The organism is Aquabacterium sp. (assembly GCF_036279655.1).
Taxonomy (GTDB): Bacteria; Pseudomonadota; Gammaproteobacteria; order Burkholderiales; family Burkholderiaceae_C; genus Aquabacterium.
Map to the genome: position 1 here is coordinate 1 of NZ_DASUIT010000075.1, position 13,803 is coordinate 13,803.

Genomic DNA, 13,803 nt, shown 5'->3' on the forward strand with positions numbered 1-13,803 from the left:
GTTGATGTACTTGGCGCTCAGCTCCGCCGCCGCCTGCAGGGCGTTGGCGGCGTACTTCACGCTGTGGTGCTCTTCGAAGCGCGACTTCAGCCCCTTGAGGATCTCGATGGTCTCCTGCACGCTGGGTTCGACCACGTCCACTTTCTGGAAGCGCCGCGACAGGGCCGCGTCCTTCTCGAAAATGCCCCGGTACTCGGTGAAGGTGGTGGCACCAATGCACTTGAGCTGCCCCGAGCTGAGCGCGGGTTTGAGCAGGTTGCTGGCGTCCAGGGTGCCGCCCGAGGCCGCACCTGCACCGATCAGGGTGTGGATCTCGTCGATGAAGAGCACCGAGTTGGTCTGCTCCTTGAGCTGCTTGATGACCGCCTTGAGGCGTTGCTCGAAGTCACCACGGTATTTGGTGCCCGCCAGCAGCGCGCCCATGTCGAGGGCAAAGACCTCGGCATCGGCCAGCACGTCCGGCACGTCACCCTGGGTGATGCGCCAGGCCAGGCCCTCGGCGATCGCCGTCTTGCCCACGCCAGCCTCGCCGACCAGCAGGGGGTTGTTCTTGCGGCGGCGGCACAGCACCTGGATCACCCGCTCGACCTCGTGGTCACGGCCGATCAGGGGATCGATCTTGCCTTCCTTGGCCTGCACATTGAGGTTCTGGGTGTACTGCTCCAGCGGCGATGCCTTGCTCTCGGCTTCTTCCTTCTCGCCTTCAGGCGAGCCGGAGGATTCAGGTGCCGCACCGCGACCCGCATCCGGAGGATCGACCTTGCGAATGCCGTGGGCGATGAAGTTGACGACATCCAGACGTGTCACGCCCTGCTGATGCAGGTAGTACACGGCGTGCGAGTCCTTCTCGCCGAAGATGGCCACCAGCACATTGGCACCGGTGACTTCCTTCTTGCCGCTGCCGGATGATTGCACGTGCATGATCGCGCGCTGGATCACCCGCTGGAAGCCCAGCGTGGGTTGCGTGTCGACCTCGTCGGTGCCTCCGACGGTCGGCGTGTTGTCACGCACGAACTGGTCCAGGTTCTTGCGAAGCTCATCCAGGTTCGCAGCACAGGCCTTCAACACCTCGGAAGCTGAAGGGTTGTCGATCAAGGCCAGGAGCAGGTGTTCCACGGTGATGAACTCGTGGCGCTGCTGCCGGGCCTCGACAAAGGCCATGTGCAAACTCACTTCCAACTCTTGCGCAATCATGCGGTCTCCAGGATGCACTGCAGGGGATGCCCGGCACGCCGGGCGGCGGCAAGAACGAGTTCGACCTTGGTGGCCGCGACATCTTTGGTGAAGACACCGCACACACCACGACCTTCGTGGTGGATTTTCAGCATGATCTGCGTGGCACTCTCAATGTCGTGGCGAAAGTGCTCCTGCAAGACATAGACCACAAATTCCATCGGGGTGAAGTCATCGTTGAGCATCACGACCTGATAGAGCTTGGGTGGTTCCGTCTTCTGGAGCTGTTTTTCGACCACGACCGAGCCGGCACCCTCCTCTGCCGGGCCACGCGGTGGCTCGGTCGAGGCATAGGGCTGTAAAAACTGGGTCATGAATTCATTCTAAGAGAGCTCGGCAAGTCTTGCATCGACATGTTGGATTGAACTACCCGGAAACAAGGGGGGAAATTCAATGACAGAGCCAACCTTTTCAATGCTTCACGCTTTTCGAGTTCTGGCGAAGACCGTCCGGGCACCTTAAACCCATCCCGAAGACCCACGCATTCCCTCAGAAATCAGCCACAAGACCGCGAGAGGTTCTGTCACAACTCCATCTTGACATCAGAAATTTGCCCGCGCAGAATCGTGACAAATTCACAGGAGGGACAGCCATGGCTACAGGCACTGTCAAATGGTTCAACGACGCCAAAGGGTTCGGTTTCATCGAACCTGACCAAGGCGGAGGGGACGTTTTTGCACACTTTTCCGCCATCCAGATGGATGGTTTCCGCACACTCAAACAGGGCTCCAAGGTCCGGTATGAGCTCGTCAGCGGCCCCAAGGGCATGCTGGCGCAAAACATCCAGCCGGTCTCCATCGAGGACGCCCTGAGCGAACCCGCAGATGCCCTGGAAGACATGCACTTCCGAGACAATATGAACATGGACGGCACCCGGCCATTGCATTGACAAAGCCGCTGCGCGGCTGACCGCGCATCACCATCCATCAGCCACCTGCGGCATCATGCCCAGGTGGTTTTTGTTTGCAAACCAGGCCTCGACGGCTTTCTGCTGGGCCGCCGAGAAGTGCAAGCCCAGCTTGCTGCGGCGCCAGAGCACGTCCTGCGCCGACTTGGCCCATTCGCGGTCGATCAGATACTGCAGTTCCGCCTCGGTCAGTACCCCCGCGATGATCTCCCCCAGGTGCTCCATCTTCGTGGCGGCCCCCAGGATCATGAACACGCGGCTGCCGTACGCCCTGGCCATGCGCTGCAAACAGGGCAGAGGCATCCAGGGAAAGCGTTGCTGCAGCATGGCCACGAAGGTCTGCAGGTCCAGATCAGGCCGCCGTGCCGGTCCGATCCAGGGGCTGAGGTCGCCCCCCGGCAGGCTGGCGTGCTGCGTCCACGCAGGTCGATGATCTCCCAGCATGTGCCCGATCTGGTCAGCGGCTTCCTCGGCCAGTTTGCGGAACGTGGTCATCTTGCCGCCCCAGACGGTCATCAAGGGCGCTGCCTGCGCGTCGCATTCCAGCACGTAGTCACGTGTCACCTCCGAGGCGGTGCTCGCCGCATCCTCCAGCAAGGGTCGCACGCCGGCAAAACTCGAGCGAACATCCTCGGGACGCAACTCCCGGCTGAAATATCGACTGGCCTGCTGGCACAGATAGATCACCTCCTCCTGGCTGATGGCCTGAGCACCCGGATCACCTTGCACTTCGACGTCCGTGGTGCCGATGAGGGTGAAATGCCCCTCGTAGGGGATGGCAAACATGATGCGGCCGTCTTCGTTCTGGAACAGGTAGGCATGATCGTGATCGAACAGCCGAGGCACCACGATGTGGCTGCCCTTGACGAGGCGCAGCGAGTGTTGTGTGAGCTTTTCGCCGCCCAGGCCTTGCGCCGTCGTCGCCAGGAATCGGCCCGCCCAGGGGCCCGTTGCGTTGACCAGCATGCGCGCGCGCACCGCGCGCAGCCCGCCCACGCGCTCGTCCAGCACATGGGCCTCCCAGTGATCGGCACCCCGTTGCACGCGCACACAACGCTGCCGCGTCCACACATGGGCACCTTGCTCTGCCGCATCCACCGCCGCCAGGACCACCAGGCGGGCATCATCCACCCACCCATCTGAATAGACAAAGCCCTTGCGAAAACGCGGCTGCAATGGCGTGCCCAGCTCGCTGCTGCGCAGATCCACCGTGCAGGACCCCGGCAGCACCTCGCGCCGCGCCAGGTGGTCATACAGGAACAGACCTGCACGAATCAGCCATTCTGGGCGCATGGACGGATCGTGCGGCATCACGAAACGCAAGGGCCTCATGATGTGCGGCGCACTTCTGAGCAGCACCTCACGCTCCTGCAAGGCCTTGCGGACCAGAGAAAAAGCCCGGTGCTCCAGATAACGCAAGCCACCGTGGATCAACTTGGTGGACGCCGATGAGGTGTGAGAGGCCAGATCGTGCTGCTCCACCAGCACGACACGGTGCCCTCGTCCCGCCAGATCTCTGGCGATGCCCACCCCATTGATGCCGCCGCCAACCACCAGGACGTCATAGGCCTCGTGTGAACTGGCCGAAGGCCCGGAATGCGTCAAGGGCGGGGTCAAGATCACGGACGGAACTCCAGGAAGGTACAGGTCAAAACCAGGGAAGACACGAACCAGAATGTTCGTTATTTTTCATTATAGTTCTGTACTTTTCGTTTTGGCAAATCAGCTACGCTTGGAGCACCGTATGATTCCCGAAGAGGACTCCACCACTTCATCGATGACTCCCAACCCACGGCAGACCCAGTTGCTCTCTCTCGTGCAGCAGCACGAAGCCATCAGCATCGACTCCCTGGCCGACACGCTTGGCGTGACGCTGCAGACCATCCGTCGCGATGTGCGCCTGCTGGAGGACGCCCAGTTACTGGCCCGCTACCACGGTGGGGTACGCATCCCACGCTCCACCACCGAGAACCAGGCCTACCAGCAACGCCAGTCCACCAACGCAGAGGCCAAGCAGCGCATCGCCCGCGCCATCGCGGCGGCCATTCCCGATCACTGCGCCTTGCTGATCAACTTGGGCACCACGACCGAAGCCATTGCACGCGAGTTGCTGCAACACAAGGGGCTGCGGGTGATCACCAACAACTTGAATGTGGCCGCCATCCTCAGCGGCAACCCCGATTGCGAAGTCATCGTGGCCGGTGGCGTGATGCGCCCGGCCGATCGTGGCATCGTCGGGGAAACGGCCGTGGACTTCATCCGCCAGTTCCGCGTCGACATCGGACTGATCGGCATCTCCAGCATCGAGCCTGACGGCACCTTGCGCGACTTCGATCTCCGTGAGGTCAAGGTGGCGCAGGCCATCATCGAACACAGCCGCTCGGTCTGGCTGGCCGCCGATCTCAGCAAGTTCAATCGCCCAGCCATGGTCGAACTCGCACGCATTGATCAGATCCACCGCCTCTACACGAACGGTGAACCTCCCGCGCCCTTCCCTGAGCTGCTCAAGGAGGCCGATGTGCAATGGATCAATGTCCTGCAAGCCCCCGCCCCCACCGACGGAGTCCTCACCCCATGAGCTACCTGCTGTCTCTTGATCAGGGAACTTCGAGTTCCCGCAGCATCGTGTTCAATCACAGCGGCCAGATCGTGGCCATGGCGCAGCAGGAGCTCACGCAGATCTTCCCGCAGCCCGGTTGGGTCGAACACGATCCTCTGGAGATCTGGCGCACCCAACTGGACACGGCACGCGAGGCCATCGCCAAGGCGGGCATCCAGGCCTCGGACATCCACGCCGTGGGCATCACCAATCAGCGCGAGACCACCGTGGTCTGGAACCGCGCCACGGGCCAGCCCCTGCACCATGCCATCGTCTGGCAGGATCGACGCACCGAGCCCACTTGTCTGGCGCTGCGCGAAGCCGGCCTGGAGCCTGTGGTGCGTGAGAGCACCGGCCTGGTGGTCGATGCCTATTTCTCGGGCACCAAGCTGGCCTGGATCCTGGACCACGTCGACGGGGCGCGCGCGGCGGCCGACCGTGGCGAGCTGGCCTTTGGCACCGTGGACAGCTGGCTGCTGTGGCAACTCACCGGTGGCACATCCACCCGTGGCGCCGTTCATGCCACCGATGTGAGCAATGCCTCGCGCACCATGCTGTTCAACATCCATGAGCAGCGCTGGGACGAAACCCTGCTGGGGGCATTGCGCGTGCCCGACAGCGTGCTGCCACAGGTGCAGCCGTCGTCCCATGTGTATGGACACACCTACCTGGAGTGGTTTGGCGCACGCATCCCCATTGCCGGGATCGCAGGCGACCAGCAAAGCGCGCTCTTTGGTCAGGCCTGCTTCCGCCCAGGGCTGGCCAAGAACACGTATGGCACAGGCTGCTTCATGCTCATGCACACGGGCAGCGAGGTGCGCACGTCCCGCAACGGTCTGATCTCGACCATCGCGGCCCACGCAGGCACCGAGCGCGCCTATGCCCTGGAGGGCAGCGTGTTCGTGGGCGGCGCCGTGGTGCAATGGCTGCGCGACGGATTGCGGGCCATTCAGGCGAGCAGTGCCGTCGAGCAACTGGCACTGAGCGTGCCCGATTCCGGCGGCGTGATCTTTGTCCCCGCCTTCACGGGCCTGGGCGCTCCCTACTGGGCTCCCCAGGCACGCGGGGCCATCCTGGGGCTCACCCGTGGCACGACCCTGGGCCACATCACCCGAGCCGCACTGGAGAGCATCGCCTACCAGAGCACCGCGCTGCTGGAGGCCATGAACGCCGATGCGCGCGCCTGTGGCGGCACCGACGTGAGCGAGTTGCGCGTCGATGGCGGCGCCTGTGTCAATGACCTCCTGATGCAGTTCCAGGCCGATCTGCTGGGCATCCCGGTGGTGCGTCCCGAGGTGGTCGAGACCACTGCGCTGGGGGCAGCTTATCTGGCAGGTCTGGCCACAGGCCTGTACCAGGGCCTGGACGAGCTGGCATCACTGTGGCGGGTCGACAAGCGCTTTGAGCCCTCGCTGTCACGGGCGCAGGCTCAGGCCCTGATGCAGGCCTGGCAGCACGCCGTCACCCAAGTCACCACCTGAGTGTGGACGCCTGCATCACCCGGGTCAGCAAGGCCTTGCACTGCTCAGAAGTCAGGGGCTGATCGGCAAAACCGATCTGGGACATGAGCATCCCATCGACCGCCATCACGAGGCCGGGCGCCACCGCCTCCGGCTGGGGTACCCCGGCACGGCGCAGCCCTTCCACGGTCGCCAGCAAAAAGCTGCCACGCAGGTCATGGAGGATGGCGGCGAGCTCGGGCTCGCGTGAGGCGATCAGGAACAACTCGAAGCGGGCCACCAGCCGCGCCCGCTTGGCGGGTGACAGCCAATCCAGCACTCGCCTGACCAGCAGATCGATGAAGCGCTCTGGCGAGGTTTCCCCGGCCATCCAGTCGGACGCATCCTGCTGCAGGTCGTCCAGATCCAGGGCAGCATGACGCCTCAAGACCAGCGTCAGCAGGTCCTGACGGGTACGGCAATAAAACGACGTCGACCCCGCCGATAAACCCGCTTCAGCATCCACCGCACGGTGGGTCAGCCCTTTAGCACCCAACTGGCCCAACAGGGTCATCGCGGTGTCGGCAATCAGGGTCTTGCGGTCTTTGTCCATCGGTCAGCGGCTCGGCAATCCATTGAGGGTTTACGACATGGTCACGGAAACTCTACATCGGTAGAGTTCTATCAACTCTACATATGTAGAGATTCATCTGGAGCCCACCGTGCCACACCATGTCAACCCATCGATCTTAGCCCGCCCCCTGATCGCCACGACCCGTGGCTTGCTCGCTGCAGCCACCCTCGCCTTGTTGCAGCCTGCCTACCTGCTGCCCGGTCTGCCGGGTGAGGCGCAAGCGCAAACCATCAGTGCCTCGGCGCAGTTCGTGGTGAAGGAGGTTCGCCCCGAAGCCTTCAGCTGGCTCTGGGACAACGCCGATCAGACCTTGCTGAGCGCGGCCAACAGCGAACTGCGATCCTTCCGCTGGGTTCAGCCGCCGGAGTCACCGCAACATCTGGGTTATTCCAGCGGTGCACGGCATCAATCCCAGGCACTGTTCGGTGGGGCCCTGCGCACAGTGGACGTCACCTACCTTGACCCCGGCACCGTTCGCGGGCGGGTGGCGTCCGACAACGACTTGGGCAGCAAACCCTACAGCTTCCTGGCGCAGAGCGTTTCGATCGATGGCAAGCCGCCCTTCACCATGCTCGTGCAGTACACCCCCGTGGGCAGCACCTTTGGCGACAGCCAGTTCACGATCCAGGTCACGAACGCGGCCCACCCCTGGCTGGCGCAAGCCTATGTCAACCATGTCCGCAAGACATTGAGCGGGCTGCAGCCCACCTTGATGAGCGCCCTCAATGAGCGCTATTTCAATGCGGTGCTCAAGAAGCGTGGCACCTACACCATCAGTCCCGTCGACAAGAAGCTCAACGTCACCCTGACGGTGGTGCAGGAGATCCGTGGCATCACGCCCGACATGCTGTCGTGGTGGTGGGATCACATCGGCAACACAGCACGTTATCGCCTGTGGCAGCCGGTGGATCATGTGTCCTTTGAGTGGACTGTTCCACCCAGGAGCCCGGATTTGAACTACGACATCGGCGCAGTCCAGAAGGTCAAGGAGCACATCGGCAAGACCACCATGACGTTGAACATCGCGGGGGTCGATCCTTTGGTCACTGCCCCGCCGGTGCCCTTGAGCGACCCGACCTATTTCTACGCCAGCGCCAACCCGACCTTGCTGGATGGCATCTTGCCTGACAACACCCTGGTGCATCAGTGGCGCCCGAACGCCTCAGGCGATGGCGTGATCCTGACCAGCACCTTCGTGAACACGGCCTTGGCGCGGGTGCTCAACACGACGTTCTTCGAGGACCTGGGCTCGCATGCCTTGCGTGAGTTCCAGATGCTGCCCTACTTTTTGCCGCGCCTGTATAAGCGGGAGTATCTGAAGCAGTGAGGCTGATGAGCGTTTTGTCGGGAGAGCGCAGGGCTGGGTCGGCGGGGGCCTGTCGGCCCGCGCCCCACGCTCCCCCGCCAAAGCGCTCAAGCGACCATCCACCGACCCAGACCCACATAAAAAAAGCCCCTGAGTCCACCAGTGGACCTCAAGGGCTTCATTCACGGCCATCGCGTCAAAAGACGCACGGCTCGTGACCCATCACATGTTGTCGATCATCACCTGACCAAAACCGGAGCACGACACCTGCGTCGCACCTTCCATCAGGCGCGCGAAGTCATACGTGACCTTCTTGCTCTGGATCGACTTGTCCATGGCGCTGACGATCAGGTCAGCCGCTTCCAGCCAGCCCATGTGGCGCAGCATCATCTCGGCCGACAGGATCTCGGAACCAGGGTTCACGTAGTCCTTGCCAGCGTATTTGGGTGCCGTGCCGTGGGTGGCTTCGAACATGCCGATCGAATCGGACAGGTTGGCGCCCGGGGCGATGCCGATGCCACCGACCTGTGCGGCCAGTGCGTCAGAGATGTAGTCGCCATTGAGGTTCAGCGTGGCGATCACGCTGTACTCGGCCGGACGCAGCAGGATCTGCTGCAGGAAGGCATCAGCGATGGCGTCCTTGACGACGATCTCCTTGCCCGACTTGGGGTTCTTGAACTTGCACCACGGGCCACCGTCGATCAGCTCGGCGCCGAACTCCTTCTGGGCCAGGGCGTAAGCCCAATCACGGAAGCCACCTTCGGTGTACTTCATGATGTTGCCCTTGTGCACGATGGTCACGCTGGGCTTGTCATTGTCGATGGCGTACTGGATGGCCTTGCGCACCAGGCGCTCGGTGCCTTCACGCGAGACGGGCTTGATGCCGATGCCCGAGGTGTCGGGGAAACGGATCTTCTTGACGCCGAACTCATCCTGCAGGATCTTGATCAGTTTCTTGGCCTTCTCGCTCTCGGCTTCGAACTCGATGCCGGCGTAGATGTCTTCCGAGTTCTCACGGAAGATGACCATGTCGGTCTTCTCGGGCTCCTTCACGGGCGAAGGCACGCCCTTGAAGTAGCGCACCGGGCGCAGACAGACGTAGAGATCAAGCTCCTGGCGCAGGGCCACGTTCAGGGAACGGATGCCACCGCCCACGGGGGTGGTCAGCGGGCCCTTGATGGACACCACGTAGTCCTTGAGGACTTCCAGGGTTTCAGCAGGCAGCCAGACGTCGGGACCGTAGATGCGGGTGGATTTTTCACCGGCATAGATCTCCATCCAGTGGATCTTCTTTTGTCCACCGTAGGCCTTGGCCACCGCAGCGTCGACCACCTTGATCATCACGGGCGTGATGTCAAAACCGGTGCCGTCGCCTTCGATGTAGGGGATGATCGGATTGTTGGGGACATTGAGCGAGAAGTCCGGGTTCACCGTGATCTTCTGCCCACCTTCGGGCACCTTGATGTGCTGGTACATGGTCTGGTCTCCGCGTTTGGCGTTTCCGTAAACAACACTGCCATGGATGTCGGCAGCGCTTTGTTCATTCTAAGCCAGCCGCTTTGTCAATCACGCGCTTGAAGGGCCCAATACCACCCGATTGGCGATGCAATTGACACAACACAGCCCCCGTCCTGGGGAAAGTACGCAGCGACAAGACCCTCGCGCTCACGCGCACCAGGCTTGCCACTGCTCCATCAGGCGGTGGGCCAGGGCCCAGGCTGCGGCCGCGGCCAGCATGAGACCCGACAGCCGAACCGCCCAGCGAGGGTCTGACAGCCAGTGGAGGAACGAGCGGCCCGGCACACCCGCGGGCTCGGACATGGACGGCACCGAGGGCAACGCGACACGCGCCTCTCGCCCAGCCTCCTCCGCCCGCTCGGCTGGCGCGCGCGCCAGCCAGAGCACCGGCACGACCGCGCTCGCCTGCAGGGCCAGGGTGGGCGCCTGGACCGCCCCAGACGGGGTCTGGCGCCAGGCATTGAAACGCCTGGACAGGTACCACAGGGCCACGCCACCCGGCAGGGAGAACGCCGCCATGACGGCGGCCCCTTCCCACAGGGACGGCGCCAGTGCGGCCACCATCACCGCCCCATAGAGCAAGCCACAAGGCAAGGCCGCCCAGGCCATGCCCAGGATCATCGGGGCGGCCGAGCGCAGCCAGGGCCAGCGAGCCAGCCAGGCCGAATCGGCCATGGCGGCCTGGACACGGTGGTAGGCCTTGAGTCCATGCTGCTGCAAGGCCGCCGGCATGGCGCCCTTGAGCACCATCCAGCCCCCCAGCAACACCGCCGCGGCCAGCAGCATCACCCACAGGGGCTGCAGCACGCCCACCCAGCGCGACCAGGTCGACAGTGTCGATGTGGCACCCGCCGCCACGGCGCCCATGAGGGCATAGCCCAGGGACCGTCCGAGCAAGGCCGTCCAGGGCAGCCCCCGAGGCAAGGCCACGGCACAGGGCGCGGCACACATGGCCGCACAATGCGGCACACCACCCAGGCCCATCAGAAAGGCCGTGATCAAGAGGCTGTAGATCATTCGCAGGCGCCCTTCGAGCTCACACGGCAGCGCCCCCGCCTCCCGGCGGAGACGACCGTCGCGCCGTCAGATGATGCGAGAGAAGCGCTCCACGACCTTGTCCGCCTGCAAGTGGCGATCGAAGACCATGGCAATGGCGCGCACAAAATACCAGCCCAAAGGCGAGACCCGGACACCGTCGGGCTCCATGACGACCAGCCCCTTCTCGACGAGAGGTTCCAGCTGTTCGATTTCCTGGGCGAAGTATTGCCTGAAATCGATCAGATAGGCCAGTTCGATGGACTCGATGTCCACCCGTCCCTGGCACATGATGGCCATGATGACCGCACGGCGCACCAGGTCATCGCGGCTGAGCGTCAGACCCCGGACGATGGGAAACTCACCACGACCCAAGGTGTCGTAGTACTCGTCCAGTGTCTTGGCGTTCTGTGTGTAGTGCGGGCCGATGCGCCCGATGGCCGACACCCCCAGGCCGATCAGATCGCTGTCAGGCTGAGTGCTGTAACCCTGGAAATTGCGATGCAGGCGCCCCTGGCGCTTGGCCACGGCCAACGGGTCGCTCGGCAAGGCAAAGTGATCCATGCCGATGTAGTCGTAGCCCGCCTCACGAAAATGCTCAATGGCCGCCGACAGCATGCCAATCTTGTCGACCGGCGGGGGCAGCAGCTTGGCATCAATGCGACGCTGAGGCTTGAAGCGCTGCGGCAGGTGGGCGTAGGCATACAGCGCCACGCGCTCGGGTCGGAGCTGCGTGACCTGGGCCAGCGTGCGCGCAAAGCTCTCGCTGGTCTGGCGCGGCAATCCGTAGATCAGGTCCATGTTGATGGACTCGAAGCCCACCTTGCGTGCAGCGTCCATCAAGCCGGCGACCGACTCGAAGGACTGCACGCGGTGAACAGCCTGCTGGACCTGCGGATCGAAATCCTGCACACCCAGACTGATGCGGTTGAAGCCCATGGCCCACAGGCGCCCCAGGCGCTCGGCATCCACGGTACGGGGATCGATCTCGATGGAGTACTCCCCTCCCGGTACAAAGCGGAAGGCCGACTGCAGCTTGTTGAGCAACTGCTCGATCTGCTCGTCGGTCAGGAAGGTGGGCGTGCCACCGCCCAGATGCAACTGCGACAAGGATTGCCCACGCCCCAGCACCTCGACATGCAGATCGATCTCGCGGTAGAGCGCCTCCAGGTATTCAATGGCGCGTTCGTGGTGGCGCGTGACCACCTTGTTGCAGGCGCAGTAGTAGCACACCGACTCGCAAAAGGGGATGTGCACATACACGGACAGGGGCTGAGCCCCCCCACCCACGGCACCCGCACCATGCGCGCGCTGCGCCAACGCCTGCCGGTACTGAGGGGCACCAAAGGCCTCGACGAAACGATCCGCCGTCGGGTAGGACGTGTAACGGGGGCCGGCCACATCCAGCCGCGCGATCATGTCACGCGTGATGACGAGCGGAGCCGACGAGGAGGAAGCGGACAGAGCCTGAGCATTCATGAGGGGGGACTGTGCCAAAGCGACACGGTTGCGGGTTGACATAGGTCAAGGCAAGCGCGGTCGTAAAGGGAACAATGCGACCAGCTTGATCAATCTCTAAAGCGCGGCCCCTCAACCGAATGATCAGATCCCTATGAGCGATCCAGTCTCCACTGCTAACATACCAGGGCCAGTTGCCGGAGAGGCAACGCCTCCGCGTCATGAATGCTCGCTCACGCGTGCCGACGCCAGCTCCATGAAATACGAATCCTTCAAGGTCGCCTGCTCCAGTTGCAATCTGCGTGAACTGTGCCTGCCCGTTGGGCTGTCGCAACCTCAACTGAGCCAGCTCGATGAACTGGTGGGCGCCCGCAAGACCGTCAAACGGGGTGACGCCCTCTTTCATGCAGGTGAGCCCTTCAAGGCCGTCTATGCCGTGCGCACCGGTTTTTTCAAGACCTGCGTCTCGTCTGAAGATGGCCGCGATCAGGTCACAGGTTTCCAGATGGCCGGTGAATTGTTGGGCCTGGACGGCATCAGCACTGACCGCCATGCCTGCGATGCCGTGGCGCTGGAAGACTCTCAGGTCTGCGTGATCCCCTATGCCCAGCTCGAAGAGCTGTCGCGCGAGTTCACCGATCTGCAGCACCAGTTCCACAAGATCATGAGCCGCGAGATCGTGCGCGATCACGGTGTGATGCTGCTGCTGGGCAGCATGCGTGCCGAAGAGCGTCTGGCGGCCTTCCTGCTGAACCTGACCCAGCGCCTGCATGCGCGCGGCTTTTCGGCGTCGGCGCTGGTGTTGCGCATGACCCGCGAAGAGATCGGCAGCTACCTGGGTCTCAAGTTGGAAACCGTCAGCCGGACCTTCTCCAAGTTCCAGGAAGAAGGCCTGCTGGAGGTCAAGCAGCGCGACATCCGCATCCTGGACGAACCCGGTCTGCGGGCGCTGGTGAACACCACGCGTTGTTGAGCGCTGCGGCCACGCAAGGCGGCCGATCAAGCGTTCAGACAGACAAAAGGCCCGTCAAGGGCCTTTTTCTTTGAGCAGGTCAGGCGTGGTGCGACAGGGTGTGACGCGCCGTGTCGTTTGCCCCCATGAGCCACTGGCTGACGGCGGCAGACACCGCCACCAACGCCCAGAAGATCAGGAAGGACAAACTGTAGGTCGTCATGATGTCCGGCTCCCAATTGCCCAGATGGAGCAGATTGGGGTCGACCCATGAGAACACCACCATCTCCAGAATGCCCGCGACGATGAAGGCGGGCCAGAGGATTTGCGCTGCGTGCAGCATCCGCTGTGTCATGCTGAACTCCTTGATCGTTAGCCAACACAAGGACATATTCAAGCCTTTGCCCCAAAACCACAGCGGGACAAACCCTCATTTGAGGGGGGTCTTCAGCGATCGGCCGGCGTGACGGCGTTTTCGGCCGCACGGTTGCGCCCCAGAAGGGCTGGGACCTCATTGGGCTGCAAGGCCTGGGCTCGTGGCGCGCTGGTGTCCAGCACGGGATCCACATGCTTCCAGGCGATGACCGCCGTCGTGATCCCAGCGACCACGACGATGGCCGGCCCTCCGATCACCATCCAGACGATGGGGAAGGTCCACCAGGGTTGACTGCCACCCGGGGCGGCCTTTTGCGATGCAGACATGACAACAACTCCAAGTCAAA

13 protein-coding genes and 1 pseudogene are annotated in these 13,803 nt (G+C 63.0%); 5 read left to right on the plus strand and 9 right to left on the minus strand.

Translation table 11 applies throughout. The annotated features are described in order from the left end of the window. Both VFW84_RS09010 and clpS read right to left on the minus strand, forming a co-directional pair. Window positions 1-1,194 (minus strand): AAA family ATPase (locus tag VFW84_RS09010; RefSeq protein ID WP_329680119.1); only part of this gene is annotated, 1,194 nt, incomplete at its 3' end. Further along, the gene (gene clpS / locus VFW84_RS09015) at window positions 1,191-1,547 is read right to left on the minus strand and encodes an ATP-dependent Clp protease adapter ClpS (protein ID WP_329680120.1); all 357 of its coding nucleotides are present in this window, start codon (window positions 1,545-1,547) and stop codon (window positions 1,191-1,193) included. The genes clpS and VFW84_RS09010, both read right to left, overlap by 4 nt. Before the next feature lie 278 nt (window positions 1,548-1,825). Between clpS and VFW84_RS09020 the strand changes: the two are divergent. After that, a pseudogene (locus tag VFW84_RS09020) lies at window positions 1,826-2,020 on the plus strand (cold-shock protein); the annotation flags it as partial. A gap of 129 nt (window positions 2,021-2,149) precedes the next feature. Here VFW84_RS09020 and glpD read toward each other — a convergent pair. After that, a complete protein-coding gene (glpD, locus tag VFW84_RS09025; protein WP_329680121.1) occupies window positions 2,150-3,763 on the minus strand; it encodes a glycerol-3-phosphate dehydrogenase in 1,614 nt (537 codons plus the stop codon). Between the two features lie 154 nt (window positions 3,764-3,917). Here glpD and VFW84_RS09030 point away from each other — a divergent pair, with 154 nt between their 5' ends. Further along, window positions 3,918-4,718, plus strand: coding sequence for a DeoR/GlpR family DNA-binding transcription regulator (locus tag VFW84_RS09030; protein WP_329680173.1), 801 nt, complete (start codon window positions 3,918-3,920; stop codon window positions 4,716-4,718). Continuing rightward, window positions 4,715-6,220 (plus strand): glycerol kinase GlpK, encoded by a 1,506-nt coding sequence (gene glpK, locus VFW84_RS09035; protein WP_329680122.1) that lies wholly within the window; start codon window positions 4,715-4,717, stop codon window positions 6,218-6,220. The genes VFW84_RS09030 and glpK overlap by 4 nt, the downstream gene beginning before the upstream one ends. Here glpK and VFW84_RS09040 read toward each other — a convergent pair. Continuing rightward, window positions 6,210-6,791 carry a hypothetical protein gene (locus VFW84_RS09040; RefSeq protein WP_329680123.1) on the minus strand — a complete coding sequence of 194 codons (582 nt, stop codon included), beginning with the start codon at window positions 6,789-6,791 and terminating at the stop codon, window positions 6,210-6,212. The genes glpK and VFW84_RS09040 overlap by 11 nt on opposite strands. 109 nt (window positions 6,792-6,900) lie before the next feature. Here VFW84_RS09040 and VFW84_RS09045 point away from each other — a divergent pair, with 109 nt between their 5' ends. Beyond that, window positions 6,901-8,139 (plus strand): DAPG hydrolase family protein, encoded by a 1,239-nt coding sequence (locus tag VFW84_RS09045; RefSeq protein ID WP_329680124.1) that lies wholly within the window; start codon window positions 6,901-6,903, stop codon window positions 8,137-8,139. A 201-nt stretch (window positions 8,140-8,340) separates the two neighbouring features. Here the strand turns inward: VFW84_RS09045 and icd are convergent, their stop codons facing one another. The 3 genes from icd to hemN form a co-directional block, all read right to left on the minus strand. Continuing rightward, on the minus strand, window positions 8,341-9,594 hold the full coding sequence (gene icd / locus VFW84_RS09050) for an NADP-dependent isocitrate dehydrogenase (RefSeq protein WP_329680125.1): 1,254 nt from the start codon (window positions 9,592-9,594) through the stop codon (window positions 8,341-8,343). Between the two features lie 189 nt (window positions 9,595-9,783). Further along, complete coding sequence (locus VFW84_RS09055; protein WP_329680126.1) at window positions 9,784-10,653, minus strand: sulfite exporter TauE/SafE family protein; 870 nt, start codon at window positions 10,651-10,653, stop codon at window positions 9,784-9,786. A gap of 66 nt (window positions 10,654-10,719) precedes the next feature. Beyond that, window positions 10,720-12,150 (minus strand): oxygen-independent coproporphyrinogen III oxidase, encoded by a 1,431-nt coding sequence (hemN, locus tag VFW84_RS09060; RefSeq protein WP_329680127.1) that lies wholly within the window; start codon window positions 12,148-12,150, stop codon window positions 10,720-10,722. Between the two features lie 235 nt (window positions 12,151-12,385). On the opposite strand from hemN, the gene fnr reads away from it, so the two are divergent. Then, window positions 12,386-13,102: a fumarate/nitrate reduction transcriptional regulator Fnr gene (gene fnr / locus VFW84_RS09065; RefSeq protein WP_329680128.1), complete on the plus strand. Its 717-nt coding sequence runs from the start codon at window positions 12,386-12,388 to the stop codon at window positions 13,100-13,102. A 79-nt stretch (window positions 13,103-13,181) separates the two neighbouring features. Here fnr and VFW84_RS09070 read toward each other — a convergent pair whose 3' ends face one another. Further along, window positions 13,182-13,436 (minus strand): hypothetical protein, encoded by a 255-nt coding sequence (locus tag VFW84_RS09070; RefSeq protein ID WP_329680129.1) that lies wholly within the window; start codon window positions 13,434-13,436, stop codon window positions 13,182-13,184. A gap of 92 nt (window positions 13,437-13,528) precedes the next feature. Next, on the minus strand, window positions 13,529-13,783 hold the full coding sequence (locus tag VFW84_RS09075) for a nitrogen fixation protein FixH (RefSeq protein WP_329680130.1): 255 nt from the start codon (window positions 13,781-13,783) through the stop codon (window positions 13,529-13,531). Window positions 13,784-13,803: the final 20 nt, after the last annotated feature.

Excerpts from the sequence above, each read along its gene's own strand:
- glpK (WP_329680122.1), top strand. The coding sequence starts at position 4,715 with ATGAGCTACCTGCTGTCTCTTGATCAGGGAACTTCGAGTTCCCGCAGC.
- VFW84_RS09040 (WP_329680123.1), bottom strand. The coding sequence starts at position 6,791 with ATGGACAAAGACCGCAAGACCCTGATTGCCGACACCGCGATGACCCTG.
- VFW84_RS09055 (WP_329680126.1), bottom strand. The coding sequence starts at position 10,653 with ATGATCTACAGCCTCTTGATCACGGCCTTTCTGATGGGCCTGGGTGGT.
- clpS (WP_329680120.1), bottom strand. The coding sequence starts at position 1,547 with ATGACCCAGTTTTTACAGCCCTATGCCTCGACCGAGCCACCGCGTGGC.
- icd (WP_329680125.1), bottom strand. The coding sequence starts at position 9,594 with ATGTACCAGCACATCAAGGTGCCCGAAGGTGGGCAGAAGATCACGGTG.
- VFW84_RS09075 (WP_329680130.1), bottom strand. The coding sequence starts at position 13,783 with ATGTCTGCATCGCAAAAGGCCGCCCCGGGTGGCAGTCAACCCTGGTGG.
- VFW84_RS09030 (WP_329680173.1), top strand. The coding sequence starts at position 3,918 with ATGACTCCCAACCCACGGCAGACCCAGTTGCTCTCTCTCGTGCAGCAG.
- VFW84_RS09070 (WP_329680129.1), bottom strand. The coding sequence starts at position 13,436 with ATGACACAGCGGATGCTGCACGCAGCGCAAATCCTCTGGCCCGCCTTC.
- hemN (WP_329680127.1), bottom strand. The coding sequence starts at position 12,150 with ATGAATGCTCAGGCTCTGTCCGCTTCCTCCTCGTCGGCTCCGCTCGTC.
- fnr (WP_329680128.1), top strand. The coding sequence starts at position 12,386 with ATGAAATACGAATCCTTCAAGGTCGCCTGCTCCAGTTGCAATCTGCGT.